At 59.6% G+C, this 25,406-nt stretch carries 25 protein-coding genes; 11 read left to right on the forward strand and 14 right to left on the reverse strand.

Annotated elements, in window-relative coordinates; all coding sequences use genetic code 11:
• Nucleotides 1-103: 103 nt before the first annotated feature.
• The 7 genes from DOU54_RS24080 to DOU54_RS24110 all read left to right on the forward strand — a co-directional run bounded on the left by DOU54_RS24080 (nucleotide 104) and on the right by DOU54_RS24110 (nucleotide 7,481).
• Nucleotides 104-934, forward strand: a complete 831-nt coding sequence (locus tag DOU54_RS24080; RefSeq protein WP_004445548.1) for a DeoR/GlpR family DNA-binding transcription regulator — start codon at nucleotides 104-106, stop codon at nucleotides 932-934.
• A 50-nt stretch (nucleotides 935-984) separates the two neighbouring features.
• On the forward strand, nucleotides 985-1,995 hold the full coding sequence (gene rhaS, locus DOU54_RS24085; protein ID WP_004445550.1) for a rhamnose ABC transporter substrate-binding protein: 1,011 nt from the start codon (nucleotides 985-987) through the stop codon (nucleotides 1,993-1,995).
• A gap of 224 nt (nucleotides 1,996-2,219) precedes the next feature.
• Nucleotides 2,220-3,755, forward strand: a complete 1,536-nt coding sequence (locus DOU54_RS24090; RefSeq protein WP_193603450.1) for a sugar ABC transporter ATP-binding protein — start codon at nucleotides 2,220-2,222, stop codon at nucleotides 3,753-3,755.
• A gap of 11 nt (nucleotides 3,756-3,766) precedes the next feature.
• Nucleotides 3,767-4,768 carry an ABC transporter permease gene (locus tag DOU54_RS24095; protein ID WP_113731934.1) on the forward strand — a complete coding sequence of 334 codons (1,002 nt, stop codon included), beginning with the start codon at nucleotides 3,767-3,769 and terminating at the stop codon, nucleotides 4,766-4,768.
• Nucleotides 4,765-5,775: an ABC transporter permease gene (locus DOU54_RS24100; protein WP_113731935.1), complete on the forward strand. Its 1,011-nt coding sequence runs from the start codon at nucleotides 4,765-4,767 to the stop codon at nucleotides 5,773-5,775. The genes DOU54_RS24095 and DOU54_RS24100 overlap by 4 nt, the downstream gene beginning before the upstream one ends.
• A 3-nt stretch (nucleotides 5,776-5,778) precedes the next feature.
• Complete coding sequence (gene rhaM, locus DOU54_RS24105; protein ID WP_004445557.1) at nucleotides 5,779-6,102, forward strand: L-rhamnose mutarotase; 324 nt, start codon at nucleotides 5,779-5,781, stop codon at nucleotides 6,100-6,102.
• Nucleotides 6,099-7,481, forward strand: coding sequence for an FGGY-family carbohydrate kinase (locus DOU54_RS24110; RefSeq protein ID WP_113731936.1), 1,383 nt, complete (start codon nucleotides 6,099-6,101; stop codon nucleotides 7,479-7,481). Before rhaM ends, DOU54_RS24110 begins: the two co-directional genes overlap by 4 nt.
• 55 nt (nucleotides 7,482-7,536) lie before the next feature.
• Here the strand turns inward: DOU54_RS24110 and DOU54_RS24115 are convergent, their stop codons facing one another.
• The 4 genes from DOU54_RS24115 to DOU54_RS24130 form a co-directional block, all read right to left on the reverse strand.
• Nucleotides 7,537-8,373 (reverse strand): alpha/beta fold hydrolase, encoded by an 837-nt coding sequence (locus DOU54_RS24115; protein WP_044459182.1) that lies wholly within the window; start codon nucleotides 8,371-8,373, stop codon nucleotides 7,537-7,539.
• 315 nt (nucleotides 8,374-8,688) lie between these two features.
• Nucleotides 8,689-9,384 (reverse strand): FkbM family methyltransferase, encoded by a 696-nt coding sequence (locus DOU54_RS24120; protein WP_006698480.1) that lies wholly within the window; start codon nucleotides 9,382-9,384, stop codon nucleotides 8,689-8,691.
• 155 nt (nucleotides 9,385-9,539) lie between these two features.
• On the reverse strand, nucleotides 9,540-11,462 hold the full coding sequence (locus tag DOU54_RS24125) for a putative bifunctional diguanylate cyclase/phosphodiesterase (protein ID WP_006698481.1): 1,923 nt from the start codon (nucleotides 11,460-11,462) through the stop codon (nucleotides 9,540-9,542).
• 21 nt (nucleotides 11,463-11,483) lie between these two features.
• On the reverse strand, nucleotides 11,484-11,990 hold the full coding sequence (locus DOU54_RS24130) for a putative pterin-binding protein (RefSeq protein WP_077985719.1): 507 nt from the start codon (nucleotides 11,988-11,990) through the stop codon (nucleotides 11,484-11,486).
• Between the two features lie 613 nt (nucleotides 11,991-12,603).
• Here DOU54_RS24130 and DOU54_RS24135 point away from each other — a divergent pair.
• Together DOU54_RS24135 and DOU54_RS24140 are read left to right on the forward strand one after the other, a co-directional pair.
• Complete coding sequence (locus tag DOU54_RS24135; RefSeq protein WP_113732094.1) at nucleotides 12,604-14,040, forward strand: NAD-dependent succinate-semialdehyde dehydrogenase; 1,437 nt, start codon at nucleotides 12,604-12,606, stop codon at nucleotides 14,038-14,040.
• A gap of 245 nt (nucleotides 14,041-14,285) precedes the next feature.
• The gene (locus tag DOU54_RS24140; RefSeq protein ID WP_034497098.1) at nucleotides 14,286-15,383 is read left to right on the forward strand and encodes a DNA alkylation repair protein; all 1,098 of its coding nucleotides are present in this window, start codon (nucleotides 14,286-14,288) and stop codon (nucleotides 15,381-15,383) included.
• A 21-nt stretch (nucleotides 15,384-15,404) separates the two neighbouring features.
• On the opposite strand, the gene DOU54_RS24145 is transcribed toward DOU54_RS24140, so the two are convergent.
• The 5 genes from DOU54_RS24145 to DOU54_RS24165 form a co-directional block, all read right to left on the reverse strand.
• Nucleotides 15,405-16,430 carry a sulfate/molybdate ABC transporter ATP-binding protein gene (locus DOU54_RS24145; protein WP_006698485.1) on the reverse strand — a complete coding sequence of 342 codons (1,026 nt, stop codon included), beginning with the start codon at nucleotides 16,428-16,430 and terminating at the stop codon, nucleotides 15,405-15,407.
• A gap of 4 nt (nucleotides 16,431-16,434) precedes the next feature.
• Nucleotides 16,435-17,322 (reverse strand): sulfate ABC transporter permease subunit CysW, encoded by an 888-nt coding sequence (gene cysW, locus DOU54_RS24150; protein WP_113731937.1) that lies wholly within the window; start codon nucleotides 17,320-17,322, stop codon nucleotides 16,435-16,437.
• 4 nt (nucleotides 17,323-17,326) lie between these two features.
• Complete coding sequence (cysT, locus tag DOU54_RS24155) at nucleotides 17,327-18,148, reverse strand: sulfate ABC transporter permease subunit CysT (RefSeq protein WP_113731938.1); 822 nt, start codon at nucleotides 18,146-18,148, stop codon at nucleotides 17,327-17,329.
• 73 nt (nucleotides 18,149-18,221) lie between these two features.
• On the reverse strand, nucleotides 18,222-19,208 hold the full coding sequence (gene cysP, locus DOU54_RS24160; protein ID WP_006698488.1) for a thiosulfate ABC transporter substrate-binding protein CysP: 987 nt from the start codon (nucleotides 19,206-19,208) through the stop codon (nucleotides 18,222-18,224).
• A 169-nt stretch (nucleotides 19,209-19,377) separates the two neighbouring features.
• Nucleotides 19,378-20,436 (reverse strand): enoyl-CoA hydratase/isomerase family protein, encoded by a 1,059-nt coding sequence (locus DOU54_RS24165; protein ID WP_113731939.1) that lies wholly within the window; start codon nucleotides 20,434-20,436, stop codon nucleotides 19,378-19,380.
• A gap of 296 nt (nucleotides 20,437-20,732) precedes the next feature.
• On the opposite strand from DOU54_RS24165, the gene DOU54_RS24170 reads away from it, so the two are divergent.
• Nucleotides 20,733-20,990, forward strand: coding sequence for a DUF2934 domain-containing protein (locus DOU54_RS24170; protein WP_113731940.1), 258 nt, complete (start codon nucleotides 20,733-20,735; stop codon nucleotides 20,988-20,990).
• A gap of 66 nt (nucleotides 20,991-21,056) precedes the next feature.
• On the opposite strand, the gene DOU54_RS24175 is transcribed toward DOU54_RS24170, so the two are convergent.
• A complete protein-coding gene (locus DOU54_RS24175; protein ID WP_113732095.1) occupies nucleotides 21,057-21,860 on the reverse strand; it encodes an SH3 domain-containing protein in 804 nt (267 codons plus the stop codon).
• 256 nt (nucleotides 21,861-22,116) lie between these two features.
• Here DOU54_RS24175 and ubiG point away from each other — a divergent pair, with 256 nt between their 5' ends.
• On the forward strand, nucleotides 22,117-22,869 hold the full coding sequence (gene ubiG, locus DOU54_RS24180; protein WP_003585646.1) for a bifunctional 2-polyprenyl-6-hydroxyphenol methylase/3-demethylubiquinol 3-O-methyltransferase UbiG: 753 nt from the start codon (nucleotides 22,117-22,119) through the stop codon (nucleotides 22,867-22,869).
• Nucleotides 22,870-22,902: 33 nt separating this feature from the next.
• Here ubiG and DOU54_RS24185 read toward each other — a convergent pair whose 3' ends face one another.
• From DOU54_RS24185 to DOU54_RS24200, 4 genes are read right to left on the reverse strand one after another with little or no spacing between them, the layout of a single operon-like run.
• The gene (locus tag DOU54_RS24185; RefSeq protein ID WP_003585644.1) at nucleotides 22,903-23,331 is read right to left on the reverse strand and encodes a DUF1178 family protein; all 429 of its coding nucleotides are present in this window, start codon (nucleotides 23,329-23,331) and stop codon (nucleotides 22,903-22,905) included.
• Entirely contained in the window at nucleotides 23,328-24,188 is an 861-nt protein-coding gene (locus DOU54_RS24190) for a carbon-nitrogen hydrolase family protein (protein ID WP_113731941.1), read from the reverse strand. The genes DOU54_RS24185 and DOU54_RS24190 overlap by 4 nt, the downstream gene beginning before the upstream one ends.
• A gap of 24 nt (nucleotides 24,189-24,212) precedes the next feature.
• On the reverse strand, nucleotides 24,213-24,467 hold the full coding sequence (grxC, locus tag DOU54_RS24195; protein ID WP_003585640.1) for a glutaredoxin 3: 255 nt from the start codon (nucleotides 24,465-24,467) through the stop codon (nucleotides 24,213-24,215).
• A gap of 59 nt (nucleotides 24,468-24,526) precedes the next feature.
• Nucleotides 24,527-25,318, reverse strand: coding sequence for a ComF family protein (locus DOU54_RS24200; protein WP_113731942.1), 792 nt, complete (start codon nucleotides 25,316-25,318; stop codon nucleotides 24,527-24,529).
• Between the last annotated feature and the right edge of the window lie 88 nt (nucleotides 25,319-25,406).

Raw genomic sequence — 25,406 nt, forward strand, 5'->3', positions numbered from 1 at the left:
AAACGATCATAAATTTTCATGTTGCAGCGCGATGTTGATTAATTTGATCGTTGTTGATTGACAACGTAAAGAGATTGCGAATAATCACGATCAGGAGGACCAAATGCACGAACGCGAACGCCATCGCATCATCTTGAGCGCCATACAGGAAAAACCTGTGGTGACGGTGCAGGATATTGCGGAATTGACGGATGCGTCGGAAGCGACCATTCGGCGGGATATTGCGTCCCTGCACGTGCAGGGCAAGTTGCGGCGCGTGCGCGGCGGTGCGGAAGCGGTGCATCCGCCGCAGCTCGGCAATCTGGCCGCACGGCCTTTCCGCGTGTCCGAATCAGTCAATATCGACAAGAAACGCGCAATTGCGCGCAAGGCGGTCGATCTCTGTAATGATGGCGATGCGATCATCCTGAATGGCGGCACCACGACATTCCAGATGGTGCATTACATGGCGGCGCGCCGCCTGCAGGTAATGACCAATTCTTTCGCCATCGCCGAGCATCTGGTGAAGCATTCCAAATGCAATGTCAGCGTGCCGGGTGGCGCGATCTATCGTGACCAGAGCCTGATCCTGTCACCCTTCGAGAATGACGCAATCCGCAACTTCTATGCACGGCGGATTTTTCTCGGGGCGCAGGGCGTGGGTGCGCTCGGCATCATGGAATCCGACGCGCTGGTCATACAGAGCGAGCAAAAGCTGATGCGGCAGGCGGAAGAGCTGATCGTGATGGTCGATTCCTCGAAATTCAGGAAACGGTCCAGCCTCATTCTCTGCCCGCTCGAGAACGTCTCGACCATCATCACCGATGACGGGATTTCTGACGAGGCGGCAAGGATGGTGGAAGATGCCGGGGTAGAGCTGCTGATCGCCGGCGCCGTGGCGGACGCGAAAACGGCCGGTCCGCCGGATGAGGAGAATTCTTCGTCGGTCGCTTGAGGAGCGCCGGCAGGGAAGTTGCAAGGTTCAAAAACGGGAGGAAAAGGGACATGAAACTTACACGCAGAACATTAACGAGCGTACTCGCGCTCGGCGCGGCACTCTCCGTCGCCGGACTCGGCGGCGTTGCACAGGCCGCCGACGTGAAGATCGCGCTGGTGGTGAAATCGCTTGGCAACGGCTTTTTCGAAGCCGCCAACAAGGGCGCACAGGAGGCCGCAAAGGACCTCGGCGGAGTCGAGATCATCTATACCGGCCCGACCAGCACAACGGCGGAAGGCCAGATCGAAGTCATCAATTCGCTGATCGCGCAGGGCGTCGACGCCATTGCCATTTCCGCCAACGATCCCGACGCCGTGGTTCCGGCGCTGAAGAAGGCGGCGCAGCGCGGCATCAAGGTGATTTCCTGGGATTCCGGCGTTGCGCCCGAAGGACGCATTCTTCAGCTCAACCCCTCGTCCAACGCGCTGATCGGCAAAATGTGCCTGCAGCTCGCAGCATCGCATCTGGAAGGCGGCAAGGGCGATTTCGCCATTCTTTCGGCTACCACCACCTCCACGAACCAGAACATCTGGATCGATGAGATGAAGAAGCAGCTGAAGGACTTCCCCGGCCTCAACCTCGTCACGACGGTCTATGGCGACGACCTCGCCGACAAGAGCTACCGCGAAGCACAGGGCCTTCTCTCCTCGCAGCCGAATGTGAAGGTCATCGTCGCGCCGACGACGGTCGGCGTTCTCGCCGCTTCGCAGGCCGTGAAGGATGCCGGCAAGATCGGTCAGGTCTATGTCACCGGTCTTGGCCTGCCTTCCGAAATGGCCGGCGCCATCAAGTCGGGCGCCACCAAGGAATTCGCCATCTGGAACCCCATCGACCTCGGCTATTCCGCCACCCAGATCGCCTATCGCCTCGTGAAGGGCGAAACCGACGGCAAGCCGGGTTCGGAAATTGAAGCCGGCCGTATGGGCAAGATCAAGGTTGGTGAAAACAGCGAAGCGGCGATGGCTGATCCGTTTGTTTATGACGCGAAGAATATCGATCAGTTTTCGAAGATTTTTTGATCTGAGAAGTTGCTGACCGCGGGCGGAGGGTTACCCCCTCTGCACTGCCGGGCATCTCCCCCTCAAGGGGGGAGATCGACTCGCGGATAAGTTTCGCCCATCTCGACATTTGCGAATGAAGTGGTGGTAGAGCCTCCTGCCGATCTCCCCCTCGAGGGGGAGATGCCCGGCAGTGCAGAGGGGGTAGCTCCTCGCCGCTTCACACAAACCGACCGGTAAGACGAATGATGCGTGCCGAACCTCAAATCCTAAACGCTGCAGAAGCTCCCAGCGCCACGCCCATTCTCGAAATGCGCGGCATCAGCCAGATATTCCCCGGCGTCAAGGCGCTGGATGGCGTCGATATTGCGCTTTACCCCGGCAAGGTCACCGCCCTGATCGGCGAAAACGGCGCGGGCAAATCCACGCTCGTCAAGATCCTCACCGGCATTTACCGCCCGAACGAGGGCGACATCCTTCTCGACGGCCAGCCCGTCAATTTTCACAGCGCACAGGATGCCATCGATGCCGGCGTGACGGCCATTCATCAGGAAACCGTGCTGTTCGATGAGCTTTCCGTCGGTGAAAACATCTTTCTCGGTCATGCCCCGAAGGGCCGTTTCGGGCTGATCGACTGGAAGACCATCAATACGCGTGCCAGAATTCTGCTGGAACAACTCGAAAGCGCCATCGATCCGACGATCCGGCTGAAAGACCTGTCGATCGCACAGCGCCACCTCGTCGCCATTGCCCGCGCCCTGTCGGTCGAGGCGCGCATCGTCATCATGGACGAACCGACCGCCGCCCTTTCGCGCAAGGAAATCGATGATCTCTTCCGCATCGTCGAAAACCTGAAGCGGCAGGGCAAGGCTATTCTCTTCATCAGCCACAAATTCGATGAGGTCTATGAGATTGCGGAAAACTATGCCGTCTTCCGGGACGGAAGGATGGTGGGCGCCGGCACGCTCACGACCACCCCGCAGGATGAAATCGTTCGGCTGATGGTTGGCCGTGATGTAACGAATGCCTTTCCAAAGCAGGCTGTTACGCTGGGTCCCACGGTTCTTTCAGTCCGCGATTACTCTCATCAGACCGAGTTTCGCGATATCTCTCTCGAGTTACGCAAGGGCGAAATTCTTGGCCTTTACGGGCTGATCGGCGCCGAGCGTTCGGAGCTTTGCCAGTCGCTGTTCGGCATAACCCGCCCGGCATCGGGTGAAGTGATGTTGAACGGCCAACCCATCACAATCCGCTCGCCGGAAGATGCCATCCGCGCCGGTATCGTCTACGTGCCGGAGGAACGCGGCCGCCACGGTCTGGCGCTCGACATGCCGATCTACCAGAACATGTCGCTGCCTTCACTCACACGCACCTCGCGCAAGGGCTTCTTGGCCGCCGCCAACGAATTCGCGCTTGCGCGCAAATATGCCTCGCGGCTCGATCTGCGCGCCGCCGCCCTTTCGGTGCCGGTCGGTACGCTTTCAGGCGGCAACCAGCAGAAGGTGGTGATCGGCAAATGGCTCGCCACGCAGCCAAAGGTCATCATCCTCGATGAGCCGACAAAGGGCATCGATATCGGCTCCAAGGCAGCGGTGCACGGCTTCATCAGCGAGCTCGCGGCCGAAGGCCTGTCGATCATCATGATCTCGTCCGAACTTCCCGAAATCCTCGGCATGTCCGACCGCGCCATCGTCATGCGCGAAGGCCTGATGGCGGGCCAGTTCGAACGCGCCGATTTTTCCCCGGAAAAGCTGGTGCGCGCCGCCACCGGCAATGCCTGAGAGGGGCTAACATGCAACGTCTACTCAAAAACCGCGAATGGCTGCTGGCGGGTATCATCATCGTCATGATCGCCGGTTTTGCGATGCGCGCCCCCGGCTTCGGCCGGCCCGGCAATCTCGTCAACATCTTCAACGATACCTCCATTCTCATCATTCTGGCGCTGGGCCAGATGGCGGTCATCCTTACAAAATCCATAGACCTCTCGGTCGCAGCCAATCTTGCCTTTACCGGTATGGCGGTGGCGATGACCAACGCTGCCTTTCCGGGCATTCCGCTGCCGCTTCTTATCGTCATGGCTGTCGGCATCGGCGCGTTTCTCGGCTCGCTCAACGGCGTTCTGGTCTGGTGGCTCGGCATTCCGCCCATCGTCGTCACGCTTGGTACACTCACCATCTATCGCGGCATGGCCTTCGTGCTTTCGGGCGGCGGCTGGGTGAATGCGCACCAGCTATCCCCCACTTTCCTCAACGTGCCGCGCACCATGCTTCTCGGCATGCCGATCCTTTCCTGGGTGGCGATCCTCATCATCGCCGGCGCCTGGCTGGTGCTCGGCCGGACTTCCTTCGGCCGCTCCGCTTATGCCTCGGGCGGTAATCCGAGTGCAGCCGTTTATGCGGGCATCGATGTCGGCCGCACCCGCTTCTTCGCCTTCGTGCTCTCGGGCGCGCTCGCCGGTCTCGCCAGCTATCTCTGGGTGTCGCGTTACGCGGTTGCCTATGTCGACATCGCCGCCGGCTTCGAACTGGACAGCGTGGCGGCAAATGTGATCGGCGGCATTTCGATTGCGGGCGGCATCGGTTCGGTGGCGGGTGCCGTGCTCGGCGCGCTGTTCCTCGGCGTCATCAAGAACGCGCTCCCCGTCATTGGCATCTCGCCCTTCGCGCAGATGGCGATATCAGGCGTCGTCATCGTGCTCGCCGTCGTCTTCAACGCCCGCGCCGAAGCCAGGAAAGGCCGCATCATCCTGCGGGACCGCGCCGCAGGTGATCAGCCCAAGGAGGCCGCAGCATGAGCACGCCATCCCATTCAACACAAAGCCCGCGCATCATTCCAGACAAGCTGGGAACACCTCTACGGCGCATCATGGGCAGCTGGGAAGTGCTGCTGCTCGGCGTCGCGATCCTGATCTTCATCGCAAATTCGCTGGCCTCGCCCTATTTCCTCAATGCCTGGAACCTGTCTGATGCGACCTTCAATTTCACGGAAAAGGCCATCATTGCATTTGCAATGGCGCTGCTGATCATCGCCGGTGAGATCGATCTCTCGGTCGCCGCCATCATCGCGCTCGCGTCCACCGCCATGGGCGCTGCGGTGCAGATGGGCGCCGGCACACCGGGCCTTGTTGCGATCGGCATCGGCACCGGGCTTTTGTGCGGCGCCTTCAACGGGTTCCTGGTCGCCGGGCTGAAACTGCCGTCCATCGTCGTCACCATCGGTACCATGAGCCTGTTTCGCGGCATTTCCTACATGGTGCTGGGTGATCAGGCCTATGGCAAATACCCCGCCGATTTCGCCTATTTCGGTCAGGGTTACGTCTTCTGGGTGATTTCGTTCGAATTCGTCCTGTTTATCGCCATGGCCATTCTCTTCGCCATTCTGCTGCATGCCACCAATTTTGGCCGGCAGGTCTATGTGATCGGCAACAACCCGTTCGCCGCCCGTTTCTCCGGCATCCCCGTCGAGCGAGTGAAGTTCATCCTCTTCCTGCTCACGGGCCTGATGAGCGGCATTGCCGCCGTCTGCCTCACCTCGCGGCTCGGTTCGACGCGGCCGTCGATTGCTCAGGGCTGGGAGCTGGAGGTCGTGACGATGGTTGTGCTGGGTGGCGTGTCGATCCTTGGCGGCTCCGGCACCATCGCAGGCGTCGTCATCGCAGCCTTCGTCATGGGCCTCGTTACCTTCGGGCTTGGTCTTTTGAATGTGCCCGGCATCGTCATGTCGATCTTCGTCGGCCTGCTGCTGATCATCACCATCGCCATCCCCATCGTTGTCCGCCGCCTTCGGTCCATGAGAAGCTGAGCCATGACGGAACTCGAAAAATACGCCTTCAAGATGAAACTCTTTCCGGGAAAAGAGGCCGAATATAAAAAGCGCCATGACGAGATATGGCCGGAACTGGTGACGCTGCTGCACGAGGCAGGGGTGAGTGACTATTCCATTCATCTCGACCCGGAAACCAACATCCTTTTCGGCGTGCTGACGCGCCCGAAGACCCATCGCATGGCTGCTCTGCCAGAGCATCCCGTGATGAAAAAGTGGTGGGCCCACATGGCCGATATCATGGAGAGCAATCCCGATAATTCGCCGGTCGCAAAAGACCTGGTGACGGTGTTCCATCTGCCATGAGCAAGAGCACCAGACCGGACCGCGTCGCGGTCATCGATATCGGCAAGACCAACGCCAAGGTCGTCGTCATCGACACCGGCACCGGCGAGGAGATTGCCAGCAAAAAACAGGCGAACCCCGTCCTCCGCGATGGAATTTATCCGCATTACGATGTGGAGATGCTCTGGCGCTTCATTCTCTCCACGCTTCAGCGTTTCGGCCAGAAGCCCGGCTTCGATGCGATTTCCATCACGACCCACGGCGCTTCGGCAGCACTTCTCGATGGGAACGGCGACCTCGCCATGCCTGTGCTCGATTATGAACACAGCTATCCCGCAGCCATTGAGGAAGCCTATCGCAACATCCGGCCCGATTTTGCCGAGACCGGTTCACCACAGCTTCCCGCCGGGCTGAACCTTGGCGCGCAAATCCATTTCCAGAAGACGGCCTTTCCGAACGATTTCGCCAGGGTGCGCAGCATCGTTACCTATCCACAATATTGGGCGGGACGTCTGACCGGCATTCGGGCCACGGAAACGACCTCGCTCGGCTGTCATACCGATCTCTGGAACCCGCGCCGGAAGAGCTTCTCCTCGCTCGTCGAGCGTCTCGGTATCGAGACGTTAATGGCGCCGGTCCGCTCCGCTTTCGATGTCCTGGGTACAATCCACCAATCACTGGCAATCGAAACCGGCCTTTCGCCGCATATGCCGGTCTATTGTGGAATCCACGATTCCAACGCCTCGCTCCTGCCGCATCTTCTGCGCCGCGACGGTGATTTTTCGGTCGTCTCCACCGGCACCTGGGTGGTGAATTTCGCCATTGGCGGCGCGGCGGGTGCGCTCGATCCCATCCGCGACACACTCCTGAATGTCGATGCTTTCGGCCGTCCCGTTCCCTCCTCTCGCTTCATGGGCGGCAGGGAATATGAAATGCTGGCACAGCAATTCGGAGAAGCGAAAGACGAAGCAATAGACGCAGCTCTCGGCGGCGTTGTGGCCAGGGGCATGATGCTGCTGCCGAGTGTTGTCAGCGGCTCCGGCCCGTTTCCGGACAAGACGGCGCAGTGGCTCAGCGATAAAAACGCCACCGCTGCAGAGCGACACGCGGCGACATCGCTTTACCTGGCGTTGATGACGGAATTCAGCCTTTCGCTCATCGGGCGGAAAGGTCCCATCCTTGTCGAAGGCCCTTTCGCCAGCAACGCCCTTTATCTGAAGGCGCTGGCCGGCTTTGCAGAGACGGACGTAACGGCGGTCGAAGGATCAACCGGCACCAGCGCGGGCGCGGCCCTGCTTACCGGCATCAAACCGCTTGCCGGTCGAGAGCGCCATTTCACGCCGCACGACATTCCCGGTCTCACCTCTTACCGCAATGTCTGGCGAGGCCGCCTCGCCTGATGCGAAACGCAAAATGCGGCCGAATGATCGGCCGCATTCTGATGTCGCAAAAGTATCAGCCCTTGATGAAGGCCAGCAGGTCGGCGTTCAGCACATCGGCATTGACTGTCAGCATGCCATGCGAGAAACCGGGATAGGTCTTCAGTGTGCCGTTTTTCAGCAGCTTCACCGATTTCAGGGCGGAGTCGGCGATCGGTACGATCTGGTCGTCTTCACCGTGCAGAACAAGCGTCGGAACGCTGATATTCTTCAGGTCCTCGGTCTGGTCGGTTTCCGAGAAGGCCTTGATGCCGTCGTAATGGGCCTTTGCACCACCCATCATGCCCTGACGCCACCAGTTCTGGATCACGCCTTCATGCACGGTCGCACCATCGCGGTTGAAGCCATAGAACGGGCCGGCCGGCACGTCGCGGAAGAACTGCGCACGGTTTGCGGCAAGCGCGGAGCGGAAGCCGTCGAAAACCTCCATCGGCAGGCCTTCCGGATTGGCTTCGGTCTTGACCATGATCGGCGGTACGGCGGAAACGAGAACCGCCTTGGCGACACGGCCGGCGGGTTCGCCATGCTTGGCGACATAACGGGCAACTTCGCCGCCGCCGGTGGAATGGCCGATATGCACGGCATTCTTCAGATCGAGCGCTTCGACGACGGCGAAGGCGTCGGCGGCGTAGTGGTCCATGTCGTGACCATCGGCAACCTGGGCGGAACGGCCGTGACCACGGCGGTCATGGGCGACAACACGAAAACCCTTGGAGACGAAGAACAGCATCTGCGCATCCCAGTCATCGGACGAGAGCGGCCAGCCATGGTGGAAAACGATCGGCTGGGCATCCTTCGGGCCCCAGTCCTTATAGAAGATTTCGGTTCCGTCTGTCGTCTTAACAAAGCCCATGATCGTTTCTCCTTCGGTTGCGTTGGAATCTCAGGTGCATCCTGTTGTGCGCCGGTTTGATGGAGGGATAATGACGCAGGAAAATGACTTCAACAATTACAATAATAATTCGGAATGAATTGCATTTTTGGCAATAATAACAGAGCTGCCCGCTGCCAGATGAATTGCGGCACGGGCACTAAACGGCATGAAGCTCCAAAGGTTGCACCAGATGGCGCAAGCGGTTGGTAAATGATTGCGGGCAGAACGCTTAGCGCCTGCCCGCAGCTTGAAACAAACTCTCCAACGTCGCCCTTGGCTTGAGATGCCCGGCTTTCAATCCACCTCGGGATCGTATTCCCTCGGGCTGTCATCCCGGGAAAACAGCACGCAAGGACCGCGAGAGCCCCGCGGATCATAGGCATAACCCTTGGCGGTGAGTGCCTGCATGATGTCGCGGACGCCGGCAAGACCGTAGAGGTGGTCGTGCAGCTCGACGAATATCCGCTCCACGCCGCTCAGGTCGGCCCTGCCTAGCAGATCGCGTTCCGCACCCTCGATATCCATGACGAGCGCTGTAATGCCGCGGCTCGCGATGAATTCATCGATGTTGGCGGAGGAGATTTCGATCCGTTTTTCATAGGGGCCCTGATTTTCGTCCATGGACGACATCCAGAGATCCCTGCGAACGTAAAAAGAATAGGAGCTTGGCTCGTCGGCGGTGAGAAGCCCCTGCGAAAACACGACGTTACCCCGGCAATTGGCCTTGATCACCCGCTCGGCCAGCGCCGCAGTCGCGGGGTTGGCCTCGAAAGCCCATACGGAAACATCCTTGATGCCTGCAATGATCGACGTGATGATCCCGATACCGGAACCCAGCTCCAGCACCCGATCACCGGGCTTGATGGCTTTCAGGACGCTGCGAGCCTCCTTCGCCTCGTAGCTGCCGTCGGTCAGCGCCTGCCAGATGACGGGCGACACCTCATCGGAAGAAAGAGGCAGGGCAACTCCATGCACGTCCAGTATTTCCATGTCTCAAGCCTTTTCGCAAAATCCGGTCGTCTCGCCGCAACGGTCCCGAATCAACCGAAAATGCTCTACAGCATCGTTGCGGTAACCGGTATGGGTTTTCGCGAGCGACAGTATCACTTGGTAAAAATTCCAATGGCCGCCAGGACAGGCGCCTCTCAGGCGGAGCTCCAGGCGACGAGCTCCTTGGCCGGCAGCGGCCTGCTGATCAGATATCCCTGAACCTGGTCGCATCCCAGACGCCTGACGCATTCATATTGCTCTTCCGTCTCGATACCTTCCGCAATCGTCGTCATTCGCAAACTGCGGCCAACGCCGACCACGAATTCCACGATCGCCAGCGCATCCCGGTCGCTGGTGATATCGCGCAGAAAGGATCGGTCGATCTTGATCTTGTCGAAGGGGACGCCACGCAGATTGGCGAGCGATGAATAGCCAGTGCCGAAATCATCCATGGCGATCTTGATGCCGACTGCCTTCAACCGCGACAGCGTGTTGATCGTCTGGTCGCTCTTGTTGAGCAGGATCGATTCGGTGATCTCAAGTTCGAGCCGGCTTGGTTCCAGTCCGCTTTTTTCAAGCGCGCCCATGACGTTTTGAATAAGGTTGGTACTGTGGAACTGAACGGGCGACAGATTGACGGCCACCTTCATGTCCTCGTCCCAGCCCATCGCCTCGCGGCAGGCGGTTTCCATCACCCACTTTCCGAGCGAATGGATGAGACCGGTTCTTTCCGCGACGGGAATGAACACACTGGGGGGCACATCGCCGCGCACCGGATGTTTCCAGCGAAGCAACGCCTCGAAGCCGCAAAGCTTGCGCGTCTGCGTCGCCACCTGCGGCTGGTAATAAACTTCCATCTCGTCGTTCTGCAGTGCCGTCTGCAGATCGGCTTCGAAGGATTTCTTCTCGGTCAGCTGCTTCTGCATCCGAACCTTGAAAACGCTCGCACGGCCTGGACCGATGGCTTTCGCCTCGTAAAGCGCCAGATCCGCCCGCTTGAACAATTCATCCGCATCCACTGCACCGTGCGATATGGCGATGCCGATGCAGGTGCCGATTTTGACCTCCTGCTCACCCAGCTGATAGGTGCGGCTGATCTGATCGATGAGCTTGGTGGCAAGCCGGCGCGCGGCGTCCTCATTCAGATCGTCGGAGACAACCGCGAACTCATCGCCTCCAAGGCGGCAAACCATGTCATAATCGCCGCCGATGGCCGAGAGGCGCTGCGCCACGGCCTGAAGCAGCGCATCGCCTGCATCGTGGCCGAGCGTGTCGTTGACATCCTTGAACCCGTCGAGATCGAGCAACAATATGGCTGTCGTACCGGTGCCACCGAAGGACCGGCGCAGTCGCTCGATCAGTTCCTGCCGGAACAGCGCCCGGTTCGGCAGGCCCGTCAGCGCATCATGATAGGCATCATGCTCCAGACGGACATTTTTTGCCTGCAACTCCAGCGTCGCGGCGCGCAGATCGTCCGTCAGCCCGCGCATGCTTTTCTGCGCGCGGTTCAGGAGATCGTTCTGGCGAAGCAGCAATATGACAAGCGCGATGCCGCAGAGGATGAGACCGCCAGCCAGCGCCGTATAGACGATGTGGAGCTTGCGGACATCCTCATGGGCGGTATCGATCAAATTCACATCATACGCGACGGAAGACGAGGCGAGCGTCGTCATCGGCGCATCCAGCGCGCTCATAGCGGCAAGAAGATCCGGCACATCGCTCGAATTCAAGCTGTTTATCTGCTGTTCGAGACGCGCCAGAACGGCGTCAAGGCGGGTTACCAGATCCCGCCATTGCTGCTTTTCATTGATGAAAGCGCCGAGGTTGCCCTGCTTCAACAGCTCCAGGCGACTGAGCATGATATCCAGACGCAGCTGCAATTCATCCCGGTCAACCCTGCCGGGATTAAGCGCGAACACAGCGAGTTTATTCTGGAGGCGCAGATATTCGGCTACGGTCTGGCTGACGGCCCATGAGTCATTATAGCGGGCGAACTTCTGCAGAGCGGTCTGCCGCTCGGCAATGACGAAAGCGATATAGCCCGTTGCCAGGACGAAGCAACAGATGATCACCGCCACAAGTTTTCGCAAACGGCACCTTTATTCCACTATCAGTTTGGCGACTTGCCATGCGGACCGCGAATAATAAGTCTGCTTCTGCAGTTCCGGGTCGCTGTCATAGGGATAGATGACAAACAACGGGCCCTTTTCGCGTACTGTCATATAGTTGCCATCCAGTTTGATGGCGAGGATAACATTGAATTTCTTAAAGTCTTCAACCGGTATCGTGCTCACATAATCGTTGAGAGCCACCGCCGTGACACTGGTGCCCTTTGCGCCGACGACATCCATCAGCTTGGCAAGCGACACACCGTCAAAGCGGACACGCCCGTCGTGCCACGGTGTCGTCGTCTCCACGGTGTCCATGCCGAGCGCTTCCAGCATGTCGCGGTCAAATTCCGCAGCTCCATCGGTATTGGTGTTGGTGATGTTGCCGGATATGGTTAATATCGGCTTGCCCTGCGGCTTGGCTATGTCTCCCGCCTCGGCACAGGAAAGCCACAAGAGCGACATGAACGCACTGAGAAGTACCCGGGCGAAATTCATAATTTTTCTCCATCGATAACGTTCAGGTCGAGGGTTTTCGCCAACCCTGGAAGGTCAAGGGAACCGCCAACAGCATATATATCAGGAACCGATGTTATATCCTCACTGAGATTTTATCCGTATTTTCTCTAGGTATTGAGTAAACCCTTTGGATAATTTTTCCGTCTTATTGTACTTTTTGACGTTGCGCGCCCTGTTATGACGCAACCGGCAACGCCGCGCACCGCCCGCCCCCGATCCGTCCAGCGTGACCACGGCCGAATTGTGGCCGAATTTCCACCGTTTCCTTACGCAGCAACGTGATTCGCGCCCGCCGTTGCGACCGGAAACGGCATCGACTTCCATGGCGGCACAAACGGCGAATGATGGTTCCGCGTCACATAAAAATCATGGCATTACCTCGGGCAAGCGGTTGAAACATACCGCCCGGAACTTAATATAAGCACTGTCGTTTCCGTTTCCGGCAGTCCACGACCTCCGCCGGAAAAGCCCAGACACCTGTTCCACGCTGCGAAAGCTGCGACGCCGGATTTCGTCCGGCCAGGAAAATTCTGTTCACCTCTCCGGGCCGGGCGGCATGCGCCGTATCGGCCGCATCATGAAGGTAGCCCCTATGCACACCTATCCCGACATCAAACTTCTCATTGGTGGCGAATGGCGCGATGCCGTTTCCGGTAAGACAATCGCCGTCTCCGATCCGGCGACGGACGAAATCATCGGCGCGATTGCGCATGCCGAGAAGGAAGACCTCGATCTGGCGCTCGCCGCCGCCGAGCGGGGTTTCAAGGTGTGGCGCGACACCTCGCCCTTTGAGCGCTCCAAGATCATGCGCAGGGCGGCCGACATATTGCGCGAGCGCAAGGACAAGATCGCCTACATCATGACCCGCGAACAGGGCAAGCCGCTGGCGCAGTCCGCCACTGAAATCATGGGCGCGGCCGACACCATCGACTGGTTCGCAGAAGAGGCGCGCCGCACCTATGGGCAGGTCATTCCGGCGCGGGCAACCGGTGTCTCACAGCTGGCCATCAAGCTGCCGGTCGGACCCGTTGCAGCATTTACGCCATGGAACTTCCCGATCAACCAGATCGTCCGCAAGCTTTCCGCCGCGCTTGCAACCGGCTGCTCCATCATCGTCAAGGCGCCGGAAGAGACGCCGGCGTCGCCTGCCGAACTCATCCGCGCCTTTGTTGATGCAGGCGTTCCGGCGGGCGTCGTCGGCCTCGTCTATGGCGTACCGTCAGAGATTTCGGAATATCTCATTCCGCATCCGGTCATTCGCAAGATATCCTTCACAGGCTCCACGCCCGTTGGCAAACATCTGGCTGCACTGACCGGCAGGCACATGAAGCGCGCAACGATGGAACTGGGCGGCCATGCGCCTGTCATGATCTTCGACGACGCCGATATCGACAAGGCCATCGAAGTCACCTCGCTTGCCAAGTTCCGCAATGCCGGCCAGGTCTGTGTCGCCCCTACCCGCTTCCTTGTGCAGGAAGGTGTGGCCGATCGGTTCCTTGAAGGTTTTGTGGAAGCAACCAAGGCAATCAAGGTGGGCAATGGCCTGGAAGATGGTGTCGTGATGGGCCCGCTCGCCAATGAGCGTCGCATCCCGGCGCTGGAAGGCCTCATCAACGACGCCGTTTCGCATGGCGGCGAATTGAAGACCGGCGGCCGCCGCATCGGTAACAAGGGCAATTTCTTCGAGCCGACGGTTCTCGCCAATGTGCCGACATCAGCCAAGATCATGAATGACGAGCCCTTCGGCCCGGTCGCCATTATCAACCGGTTCTCAAGCTTCGATGACGCCATCACCGAGGCGAACCGCCTGCCCTTCGGCCTTGCGTCCTATGCCTTCACCGGTTCGGTCAAGACCGCGCACGCGCTTGGCCAACAGGTCGAGGCCGGCATGCTGACCATCAACCACAACGGCCTTGCTCTTCCCGAAGTCCCCTTTGGCGGCATCAAGGACTCCGGTTATGGCACGGAAGGTGGCTCCGAAGCAGTCCAGGCCTATCTGGAGACGAAGTTCGTCAGCCAGATGAGCTGATTTTCCCAGAAAATTCTTCTCCCGCCGCGGAGAAGGTGGCCCGAAGTGCCGGATGAGGGGGCAAGCTCGCGACTTTTCGCTGACCTTGCCTCCTCATCCCGCTACCGCGAACTTCTCCCCGGATGGGGAGAAGACGTTCGTGGCACGCGCTCGGTCCGTCAGCAGTATTCGAAAGCGACATAGTCTTCCCTTGCCTCGCCTCTCCTCCTGCCCTAAAAGAACAAAAAGTGAACTTTGAGGACATTATGAGCGACACGGCGGCACCGGCACTGAAGGAAATCTTCAACCACGAGAAACTGCAGCATATCGCCGATCAGACCAGGGCCGTCCATCCGCCCTTCAACGCTTCCGCCTTCATGGCGCTCGCCACCGAAAACCTTGAAGCGCTGGGCATCATGCAGCGCATGCGGCAGGTGGCAACAAGCCTGCATGCGACACTTCCCGGCGACTATGCCCGCAACATCGAAATCCTCACCGCCGCAGCGCCCGGCATCGGCAACGGTTTCGCTTCGATTTCGCTTCCGGAGTATGTCGCGCTTTACGGCCTTGATGATTTCGATCTTTCCATGGACGCGCTGCAATATTTCACCCGCTTTGGCTCCTCGGAATTCGCCATCCGGCATTTCCTGCAAAAGGACCTGACCGCCACCCTTGCCGTGATGGAAACCTGGTCACGGCACGAAAATGAGCATGTGCGGCGGCTTGCCAGCGAAGGCTGCCGGCCTCGCCTGCCATGGTCATTCCAGCTCAAGCCCCTGATCGATGATCCCTCGCCGGTTACCGCGATCCTCGACACCATGAAAGCAGACCAGGCGCTTTATGTGCGCAAATCCGTCGCCAACCACCTGAACGACATCACCAAGGATAATCCCGCTTTTGTGCTGGCGCTCATCGATGAATGGCCGAAGGACAACCCGCATACACGCTGGATCATGCGGCAGGCCTTGCGCACGCTGATCAAGAAGGGCGACACCGCAGCGCTTGCCCATCTCGGGGCGCATGAGGAGGCGCAGATTACACTTGCGGCGTTCGAGGTGTTGCCGGCAAAAGTCGCTCTCGGCAATCCGGTGCGGATTTCCGCCTCTTTCACTTCGACGGCGAAGAGCCGGCAAAAGCTGGTGATCGATTACGCCGTGCATTATGTGAAGAAGAGCGGCGATGCCTCCGCGAAGGTCTTCAAGTGGAAGGAAGTCGAGCTTCCGCCCGGCGAGACATGTACATTGTCAATCAGCCGCGCCATACGTGATTTTACGACCCGCAAACACTATCCTGGTGTCCACCGGGTCGACCTTGTGATCAACGGCAGGCTGATAGCCGAAAGCGCATTCGAACTTCTGTTTTAAGCGGGCATAGGCCCTGGCGCCTTACGGCGCCGGGAAAATCTTCGCCCGGCGAATGATGACGGAACCGCGATCTCCGGCGGCGACGTCGTTTTCGGGCGGCACGTCGAATTCCAGAATATCGCCGCCGTCGGTACTGGCGATCACCCGGCGCTCACCGGCGCGGTCAAGGACGCGCTCCACGGACGCCGGTATGCCGTCATGCAGGTCTTCCCACTCCAGATCGCCGGGACGTGCGTAAATATCAACCGCGCCATCGCCCTGAGCATAGGAGAAGGGCAGTTCATTCTCACCCACATACACCTTTCCGCCGCGCGCCACACCGGCAACCCGGTTGGCATCTCCCAGAAAGCGCATGACGAAGGCACTGTTCGGCTGGCGGCAGACCTCCTTCGGCGTGCCCTGCTGCACGATTTCGCCCTGATTGAGAATGACGACCCGGTCGGCCAGATCGAGCGCCTCTTCCTGGTCATGCGTCACGAAAATCGTCGTGATGCCGAGCGAATCGTGGATCTCGCGCAGCCAGCGGCGCAGGTCGCGACGCACATTGGCGTCCAGCGCTCCGAAAGGCTCATCCAGCAATAGCACCTTGGGATCGACCGAAAGCGCCCGCGCCAGCGCCACGCGCTGCCGTTGGCCGCCGGAAATCTGCGCGGGAAAACGGTCGCCCAGGCCATCGAGCTTCACCAGTCGCAGCAATTCTTCGACGCGCGCGGCGATAGCCGCCCTATCCCGGTTCACCTTCGAGACCTTCATGCCGAAGGCGATGTTTTCGTTGAGCGTCATATGCGGAAACAGCGCATAATGCTGGAACACAAACCCCACACCGCGGTCACGCACCGGAATATTGGTGGCATCCTCCTCCCCGAAGAAAATCTGGCCGCCATCGCTATATTCGAGGCCGGCGACCATGCGCAAAATCGTGGTCTTGCCGGAGCCTGACGGACCGAGCAGCGCCAGAAGCTCGCCGCTTTCGATATCAAGCGAAACATCGCGCACGGCACGGAACGTATCAAAGGTCTTCACCACATTTTCGAGGCGGATTTTCATGGAATCAGGTCTCCGTGGCGATGGCGGCATCGCCGTTGGTCTTTTTACGCCCGCGCCCTGCGCCGCGCCGTTCCAGCGCCACCTTGGCGATGATGGTGACGACGGCGAGGGTCGCGAGGATGGACGCCGCGGCGAAAGCGCCAGCCGTCTGGTAATCGTGATAAAGCAGCTCGATATGCAGCGGCAGCGTATTGGTCTGACCACGAATATTTCCTGACACCACCGATACGGCGCCGAATTCTCCCATTACGCGGGCGTTGCACAGCACGACACCATAAAGCAGCGCCCATTTGATGTTCGGCAAAGTCACCGAAAAGAAGGTTCGCCAGCCGGATGCGCCAAGCGAGGTCGCCGCCTCCTCGAGATCACGACCCTGGGCCTGCATGAGCGGAATGAGTTCCCGCGCCACGAAAGGTGCCGTCACGAACATTGAGGCGATAATGATGCCGGGAAGCGCAAACAATATCTTGATATCATGCGCGTCGAGGAACGGCCCGAACAGGCCCTGCAAACCATATACGAAGAGATATGCGACACCGGCAACGATCGGTGAAATCGAGAAAGGTATCTCGATCAGCACCAGCAGGAAGCGCCGGCCTGGGAAATCGAACTTGGTGATGGACCATGCCGCTGCAACACCGAAGGCCGTATTGATCGGCACGGCGATCAGTGCGGTCAGCACCGTCAGCATAATGGCGTGACGAGTATCCGGATGGGTGATGGTGGCCGAATAGGCCTTCCAGCCCTGTGAGAACGCTTCGACACCGATGATGACGAGCGGTGCCACAACGAGAAGCGTGCCGATGATGAGCACGAAGGCGATCAGGCTGCGGCGCACAAGAGGTGCATCGCCGACACGGGGCGGTTTGCGATGTGAGGAAACGCCGCTCATCTTCTCAGCCCCTCGCCGTATACCGAAGCGCGCGCGCCTGCAGATAATTGGTCACCGCCAGCATCACGAAGGCGGTGATAAGCAACACGGAGGCGATGGCCGCTGCCGCCTGATAATCATATTCCTCGAGCCGGATGAAGATCAGCAGGGCGGTGATTTCCGTCGAGAACGGCTGATTGCCGGCGATGAAGATGATTGCCCCGAATTCACCCAGGCTGCGGGCGAAAGAGAGCGAGAGACCGGCGAGCAGAGCCGGAGTCAGGAGCGGCAGGATGATCTTGCGGAAAATTTCAAGATCGGAACCACCGAGCGACTGCGCCGCTTCTTCCAGCGCCGGATCGAGGTCTTCCAGCACCGGCTGCACGGTGCGCACGATGAAGGGCAGGCTGGTAAAAGCCATCGCCACCATGATGCCAAGCGGCGTATAGGCCACCTTGATGCCGAATTGCGCCAGCACCGAGCCGAACCAGCCATTGCCGGCAAACAGCGTCGTCAGGGCGATGCCGGCGACGGCGGTGGGAAGCGCGAAGGGAAGATCGACGATCGCATCGACAAAACGCCAGCCGGGAAAGCGGTAGCGCGTCAACACCCAGGCGAGCGCAAGTCCGAAGATCATATTGAACAGGGTTGCGGCCAGTGCGCAGAGCACGGTGACACGGTAACTGGCGACGGCCCGCGGCGAGGAAATGATGGACCAATACTCGGCGGGCCCGAGGCTTGCCGCCTTGAACACAAGCGCCGAGAGCGGCAAAAGCACAATGATGGCGACGTAAGTGAGGGTAACGCCAAGGGACAATTTCAGCCCCGGCAGAACATTCCGCTTCAAACCCCGCCCCCATCAATCAAAAAGCGACCCGGCAGTTTCCCGCCGGGTCATTCAAATGTTGCTGTCGCTGTGATTAGCGGCTGCCGTAGAGCGTATCAAGCGTCGCGCCGGATGCAAAATGCTCTTTCTGGATTTTAGTCCAGCCACCGAAAACGTCATTGACGTTGACGAGGCGGATGGCCGGAAACTTGTCCTTGAACTCACCGACAACCTTTTCATTATGGACACGGTGGCCGAATTCAGCGGCGATGCGCTGCCCCTCTTCGGTATAGAGGAAGTCGAGATAGCTTTTCGCCAGATCGCGAGAGCCACGCTTGTCGACGACCTTGTCCACCACGGCAACCGGGAATTCGGCCAGCAGACTGACGGAGGGCACGACGCCTTCCACCTTCTGGGCGCCATATTGCTTGGCGATGCCGCGGGTCTCCGCTTCAAAGGTAATCAAGACGTCACCGATTTCACGCTCCACGAAAGTGGTGGTTGCAGCGCGGCCTCCGGTGTCGAAAACAGGCGTATTGTCGAAGATTTTCTTGACGAATTCCTGGACCTTCGCGTCGTCGCCCTTGAACTTTTCCTTGGCGTAGGCTGTGGCGGCGAGATAGGTGTAACGGGCGTTACCGGAGGTCTTCGGATTGGGGAAAACGACCTTCACGTCGTCGCGGACAAGATCGTCCCAGTCTTTGATTCCCTTGGGGTTGCCGGCGCGGACAAGAAAAGAGGGGAAGGAATAGAAAGGCGATGCGTCATTTGGGAAATCCTTCTGCCAGTCAGCGGAAACGAAACCCTGCTTCACCAGAAAATCGACATCGGTCACCTGGTTGAAAGTGACGACATCGGCTTCAAGACCCTCGACGATGGCACGCGCCTGTTTGGAGGTGCCGGCATGCGACTGATCGACGGTTACGCCCGGATGCTGCTTGATGAACGCCTCGTTCTCGGCCGCGAAGACCTCGCGGGCGACATCATAGGACGCGTTGAGAATGGTAGTCGGAGACTGCGCCTGCGCCGCAACTGAAAAAAGAGCGGCGATGGCAGTTCCGATAATGAGAAGACGTTTCATGAATACCCCCGGCAATTCGAATGGTGCTCAACATAGCGGGCGGCAGCAACGCCCGCGAGAAACAACTATGCCTTGCCGGAGGATGGATTGGAAATTTCGCCCAAATAATATTCACTTGGAAGGCGTGGATTTCATATAAGCCACGAACCCGGATTTCTTTTGCGCCTCACTAAAGGCGATGATCGGGAAACAGGTTGCCAGAATGCTTGGCGAGATAGGGCGCAAGGTCCTCCTCCCGCACCTCTTCCAGCCGCGCCGGCGACCAGCGGGGATTGCGATCCTTGTCGACGAGGGCAGCGCGCACGCCCTCATAAAAATCACGTTGGCGCAATATCTCCGTGCCGGCAGCAAATTCCCGCTCAAGGCATTCGATGAGGCTCGCGCTTTCCCGACCCAGGCGCAGCAGCTTCAGGGTCAGCTTAAGGCTGGTGGGGGAGCGCTTTTGCAGAACCTCGAGGGTCTCGCGTGAAAATGCATCTTGGCGCGCCGAGAGCGCGGCAAAAATCTCCTCGACCGTGTCAAAACGGAATGTCGCGTCGATGATCTCCCGATTGAGGGATAAGATGCCTTCGCCGGCCTCAATCGCGTGCGCCGTGATGGCCGTCTCAACACTGTCCGTATCCACCGATCGCGATAGATCCTGAACCAGCCTGCCAAGGCGATCCGAAGGAACAAGATAATCGGCAAAGCCCGCATAGATGGCGTCGGCGGCAGTAACGGCATTGCCCGTCAGCCCCAGCCAGGTGCCGCATTCGCCCGGCGCCCGTGGCAAAAGCCAGGACCCGCCAACGTCAGGAAAATAGCCGATGCCCGTCTCCGGCATGGCGAGCTTTGTGCGCTCCGTGACGATACGATGGCTGCCATGGGCTGAAATGCCAACGCCGCCGCCCATGACAATACCATCCATCAGCGCCACATAGGGCTTGCCGAAGTGGGCGATACGATAATTCAGCGGAAATTCTTCCCGCCAGAAATCAAGGACCTGTGGGTCGCCCGCCTTGCCGAGATCGTGAATGATGCGGACATCGCCCCCGGCGCAAAGCCCCCTGTCCCCTTCTCCGGTCAACACCACGCAGGCAACGCCGGGTTCCTCCTCGAAACGCTGAAGCGCATGGAACAGGTCGCGCACCATAGGCAAGGTCAGGCTGTTGATGGCCTTCGGCCGGTTGAGGCGAATGATGCCCGCCCCTCCCTGTTTTTCGACGATGACCTGCGCATCCGTTTCCATTCTCCGCTCCAAGACCGACTCCTCCGCTGCCCGTTCGTTCGGCCATCTTGGCGGCCTTGGCGCAATCACGCAACGTTGATCTTGCGTGGCAGGAACGTCTTTCGCTCAAACCGCTTTAACGGGCAGAAAATGCCAGAAATCGGTTTTCGCAATGCAGCATGTTTGCTTGACGCCCGGAAAATCATGGCATGTAATGGCCTCTGGAAATGCCGGCATTGATTCCTGTCGAGCGTGTGCCGGACCAAAGCGGAATGTCGCCTTCTCATAGGCGCTGTAAACAGCAACGGGAGACGAGCATGCAGGTTTCGGAACACGAATGGATCAGTAAACGCGCATATACACTCTGGGAAAAGGAAGGCCACCCGCACGGGCGCGATGCGCACCATTGGGAACAGGCCAAGCATGAATTTTCGCTGCTGAAGACGTCGGAAGCGACGAAGCCCACAACGCGCAAGAAGGCCGCTCCCAAGGCCGCTGCGGCAGAGGCGGCACCGGCCGCAGAAGCCCCGACAAAACCCAAGAGCCGGGCGCGCAAGGTTACTGCCTCGAAGTAGCAGCTCCCAAAGCCAAAGTGCACCCATCCATGAAAAAGCCCGACAAACATGCCGGGCTTTATCTATTTATCGTGCATCACAACCAGGATCGCCGATCCGGCAGCCACCGCGAAAATTTTCCGATGCGGGCGCGCGCCGCGGATCGTCCCATTGACGGCGATCCGGCCGACGTTGGCCTTCATCCTGGGTCTGCTGGCCATCGCGGTTGCGGTCGCGATTTTCATCTTCCCAACGGCGGCGGTCATCGTCGCGACGCGGCCTGTCCTGATTTCTGTCGCCCTGGTTCCAGTCGCCGTAGCGACGTTCCCAACGACCATCATTCGGACCGCCCTGGCGGGGATCACGCCACTCATCGCGGCGGCCATCACGCCAGTCGTCCCGGCGGCCATCGCGCCAGTCGTCACGCGGACGTGGGCGATCCCATCCGGCACTCGGGGGCGGGGCGTTCCAGTAGCCGCCTGATGGCGGCGGGCGACGCCAACGGTCACGTTCGCGGTAAAAGTCGCGATCGCGATAATAACGGTCCCAATACCGGCCGGCTTCGAAGGTGATTATGGGAACGCCGAGATCGCGATAATAACGGGGCTCGACGTAGACCCGGTTTTGCCGGAATGTCGTCTGGATGTAGCGGCCGGCTACCCAGCCTCGACCGTTGACGAAAGACACATCACACCACGGCGTATCGGACAGGCAGCCGTGTACCGTCAATGGTGCGCCGACGGGGATCACGACAACAGCCGGATAGGCCGTGCTGGGACCGGAGCGCATATTCACATTCGCGGTGGCGAATCCCCGCGTTGCGGCTTCGGCAAGGGCCGGCGCGGCGAGCATGGCCACCAGCGCAATTGCGCCAAACAGTTTTTTCTTCACTTCTTTCTCCTCAAGCAAAGGCCCGCTTTGCCCTTGTCGGCATCCATCCTGTTCGATGGACGAGTATGCGTTCCGCATACTGCCACGATCGGAAAATACGCGTTCTTCCATGAACGCAGCATGAAACAAATGCGGGGCCGCATCAGTTCCCCTGCGGCAATGAGCGCCCGATAAATCGCTGCCGGGGAAAGCCTCCGGTCTTGACTTCGGGGGGCAATCGTCCGACTTCAATGCAACAGCAATATGGAGCAGAACCATGAGCGAGACCGCACAGACGACCGTCGACCAGAGCGAAGTGGATCGCTTCTCCGCGATGGCCGCAGAGTGGTGGAGCCCGACCGGCAAGTTCCGCCCGCTGCACAAATTCAATCCGGTGCGTCTCGAATATATCCGCAACCGCATCTGCGACAATTTCGGCCGGGACCCGAAGGCGCACCGCCCATTGGAAGGGCTGCGCGTTCTCGACATCGGCTGCGGCGGCGGCCTTCTCTCCGAACCCGTCGCCCGCATGGGCGCCGATGTGGTAGGCGCGGATCCCTCGGAAAAGAACATCGGCATCGCCTCCACCCACGCCCGTGAAAGCGGGGTCAGCGTCGACTATCGCGCGGTGACGGCCGAACAGCTGCAGGAAGCCGGCGAAACCTTCGACGTCATCCTCAACATGGAGGTGGTCGAACACGTGGCCAATGTCGATCTCTTCGTCACCACCTGCGCGAAAATGGTACGCCCCGGCGGCCTGATGTTCGCGGCCACCATCAACCGCACGCTGAAAGCCCGGGCATTGGCGATCTTTGCCGCCGAAAATGTTTTGCGCTGGCTGCCGCGCGGCACGCATCAATATGAAAAGCTGGTCCGCCCGGAAGAGCTTGAGCGGCCGCTGGTTGCAAGCGGAATGGATATCATCCACCGGACAGGCGTCTTCTACAACGTGCTGCAGGATCGCTGGAACCTCTCACCGGATATGGACGTCAACTACATGATGCTGGCAAAGCGCCCGGCGCAGGGGTAACGCCGGGCGCTCCGTGAGCGATGTCTCTGAAATTCAGTTGACGTCGTCGGGCAGCACCGGCAGCGGTGCGATCTCTATGCCCTCTTCCAGCAAGGCCCTGGCGTCCTGCACCGAGGCATTGCCGATGATACCCCGCTCGTCCGCTTCGCCATAATGGATCTTGCGGGCTTCCTCGGGAAACCTGTCGCCGACATCCTCGGCAGTGGCGCGAATATTGGCGACGGCCTCGCGGATTTTTGCAAGCGCCTCTTTTCTGGCGGCATCCATGGCGAGCGTCTGGCGTTCGTCCTTCTTGCGGGCGGTGGAAACCGACGGCGCCATCAAAAGCTTGGAGACCTGCGCGGAATTGCAAACCGGGCAGGAGAGGAAACCGCGCTGCAACTGATCATCGAAATCGTCGCTGCCGGCAAACCAGCCTTCGAACTCGTGGCCCTTTTCACAGGCTAGCGCATACCGGATCACGCTGCCTCACCTCCCACAGGTTTGAGGGGAATGACCGTATCCAGCCCGAACTCCCGGGCATTGCGCAAATTGGGAATCTTTCCACGGGCGGTCGCCACCAGCGATGTATCGATCTCGGCGAAGATGATCTCCTCGCCAGCGCCGCCGGCGACTGCCAGAACCTTACCCCAGGGATCGATGATGATGGAATGGCCGAAGGTTTCACGCCCGTCCTCATGTACGCCCGCCTGAGCGGCGGCGATGACGAACGCGCCGTTTTCAATGGCGCGGGCGCGCAGCAGAATTTCCCAATGGGCTTCCCCGGTCTGGCGGGTGAAGGCAGCGGGAACCGTCAGGATCTCAGCGCCGGCAAGAGCTTCCGCCTGGAAAAGCTGCGGAAAACGGACGTCGTAGCAGATTGCGAAGCCGAATTTACCCAGCGGCAGTTCAACGATGCGCGCCACCTCGCCGGGCTCGTAAGCGGCGCTTTCACGCCAGCTCTCGCCATTGTCGAGATCGACATCGAACATGTGGATCTTGTCATAGCTGCAGATGCGCGAGCCGTCCGGCGCGAAGAGGAAGCCGCGATTGGCGATCTTGCCGTCCGGGCGGGCAATAGCCGTAGAGCCCACATGGACGTGAATACCGAGTTCGCGGGCAAGACGTGCGGCGGTCGCTACGATGATATCGCCGTCATCATCGCGCAGCTGGGCCCGCAGCGCCTGCCTGTCCTTCTGGATTGCGCCCGTCATTTCCGGGGTCTGAACATAAACAGCCCCTTCGGCCGCGGCGGCGCGCACAAGCCGATCCATATCGGCGGCGTTCCTCGCCGTATCGACACCGGAGCGCATCTGAATGGCGGCAGCCTTGAAACTCATGATTTCCTCCGTCGGTCGGGCAGATCAGGCCGCCAGCATCGCGTCCAGCTTGCCGGCGCGGTCCAGCGCATGAAGATCATCGCAGCCGCCCACGTGCTGGCCATTGATGAAGATTTGCGGGAAGGTCGTTCCGCCCGATTTCTCGATCATCTCCTGCCGGTATTCGGGCGTCGTCGTGGCGTTATATTCGGCATAATCCACGCCCTTGCTATCCAGCAGCGCCTTGGCGCGCGCGCAATAACCACAAAAATCCCGCGTATAGATTGTCACCGGTGCCATGTTTTCAAAGCCTCGCAAACGTGCGGTCAAGCGCACGGTTTCCTCATGTCATTACGGCTTCATATAGGACCGGAAATGGCCATTGCAAAGGTCAAAACTGTCACTTCCGCAGCACCCGCTTTTCGGAGGGCCCGGCTTGCAGCACGCACTGTCGCGCCGGTGGTGTAAACGTCATCCACCAGCACCACGTGCTTGCCTGAAACATCCGCTTCCAGACCAGGCGCGAGAGCAAAAGCGCCCCGCATATTGTCACGCCTGGCGATCGCCGAGAGCCCAACCTGCCGCTCCGTCGATTTCACCCGCAGTAGGGCGCCGGCGAGCAAAGGCTTGTCAGCCGCCCTGGCCAGATGCCGCGCAAGCTCGGCGGACTGGTTGAAACGGCGGCGCAGGAAGCGGTAGCGATGCAGAGGAACGGGCACGATGCAATCGCAGGCGCTGACCGCTCCGTCGTCTGCGCGCAGCATCCACAACGCCATCAACCGCGCAAGCTCTGTCCGGTCCTGATATTTCAGACGGTGCACCAGCTTGCGGGCGACGCCCTGATGGCTCGCGGCGGCACGCAGACGGTCAAAAGGCGGCGGGTCGGCAATGGCCTCGGCGCTGACAATGTTTTCGCCATGGTCGCGGACAAAGGGAATGCCGAGAATTTCGCAGTAAGGACGCTCGATAAAAACAATGTCCCGCCAGCACTCTGGGCACAACGCTCCTTCTGCGCCGATCATGCGGGTGCAGCCGGCACAGGTCGGCGGGTAAATCATGCGGAAGACCGAACGCAACACGTCTCGTGCGACCCGCAGCAGGACCGCGGATTTCGACAGCATCCCCGAAAACAGACCTTCACCAGCGCCCATGAGGTTGACTTTAGCGCCGAACGGGTGCCTTTGCGAGACAGATTATTCCGGCCGGTGCCGGAAAAGCAATGCCTGAAACGGCATGACA

It is taken from the genome of Agrobacterium sp. MS2 (genome assembly GCF_003261015.1).
GTDB lineage: Bacteria > Pseudomonadota > Alphaproteobacteria > Rhizobiales > Rhizobiaceae > Agrobacterium > Agrobacterium pusense.

Coding starts and splice junctions, on each gene's coding strand:
- DOU54_RS24080 (WP_004445548.1), top strand. CDS start 104: ATGCACGAACGCGAACGCCATCGCATCATCTTGAGCGCCATACAGGAA.
- rhaS (WP_004445550.1), top strand. CDS start 985: ATGAAACTTACACGCAGAACATTAACGAGCGTACTCGCGCTCGGCGCG.
- DOU54_RS24090 (WP_193603450.1), top strand. CDS start 2,220: ATGATGCGTGCCGAACCTCAAATCCTAAACGCTGCAGAAGCTCCCAGC.
- DOU54_RS24095 (WP_113731934.1), top strand. CDS start 3,767: ATGCAACGTCTACTCAAAAACCGCGAATGGCTGCTGGCGGGTATCATC.
- DOU54_RS24100 (WP_113731935.1), top strand. CDS start 4,765: ATGAGCACGCCATCCCATTCAACACAAAGCCCGCGCATCATTCCAGAC.
- rhaM (WP_004445557.1), top strand. CDS start 5,779: ATGACGGAACTCGAAAAATACGCCTTCAAGATGAAACTCTTTCCGGGA.
- DOU54_RS24110 (WP_113731936.1), top strand. CDS start 6,099: ATGAGCAAGAGCACCAGACCGGACCGCGTCGCGGTCATCGATATCGGC.
- DOU54_RS24115 (WP_044459182.1), bottom strand. CDS start 8,373: ATGGGCTTTGTTAAGACGACAGACGGAACCGAAATCTTCTATAAGGAC.
- DOU54_RS24120 (WP_006698480.1), bottom strand. CDS start 9,384: ATGGAAATACTGGACGTGCATGGAGTTGCCCTGCCTCTTTCTTCCGAT.
- DOU54_RS24130 (WP_077985719.1), bottom strand. CDS start 11,990: ATGAATTTCGCCCGGGTACTTCTCAGTGCGTTCATGTCGCTCTTGTGG.
- DOU54_RS24135 (WP_113732094.1), top strand. CDS start 12,604: ATGCACACCTATCCCGACATCAAACTTCTCATTGGTGGCGAATGGCGC.
- DOU54_RS24140 (WP_034497098.1), top strand. CDS start 14,286: ATGAGCGACACGGCGGCACCGGCACTGAAGGAAATCTTCAACCACGAG.
- DOU54_RS24145 (WP_006698485.1), bottom strand. CDS start 16,430: ATGAAAATCCGCCTCGAAAATGTGGTGAAGACCTTTGATACGTTCCGT.
- cysW (WP_113731937.1), bottom strand. CDS start 17,322: ATGAGCGGCGTTTCCTCACATCGCAAACCGCCCCGTGTCGGCGATGCA.
- cysP (WP_006698488.1), bottom strand. CDS start 19,208: ATGAAACGTCTTCTCATTATCGGAACTGCCATCGCCGCTCTTTTTTCA.
- DOU54_RS24165 (WP_113731939.1), bottom strand. CDS start 20,436: ATGGAAACGGATGCGCAGGTCATCGTCGAAAAACAGGGAGGGGCGGGC.
- DOU54_RS24170 (WP_113731940.1), top strand. CDS start 20,733: ATGCAGGTTTCGGAACACGAATGGATCAGTAAACGCGCATATACACTC.
- ubiG (WP_003585646.1), top strand. CDS start 22,117: ATGAGCGAGACCGCACAGACGACCGTCGACCAGAGCGAAGTGGATCGC.
- DOU54_RS24190 (WP_113731941.1), bottom strand. CDS start 24,188: ATGAGTTTCAAGGCTGCCGCCATTCAGATGCGCTCCGGTGTCGATACG.
- grxC (WP_003585640.1), bottom strand. CDS start 24,467: ATGGCACCGGTGACAATCTATACGCGGGATTTTTGTGGTTATTGCGCG.
- DOU54_RS24200 (WP_113731942.1), bottom strand. CDS start 25,318: ATGGGCGCTGGTGAAGGTCTGTTTTCGGGGATGCTGTCGAAATCCGCG.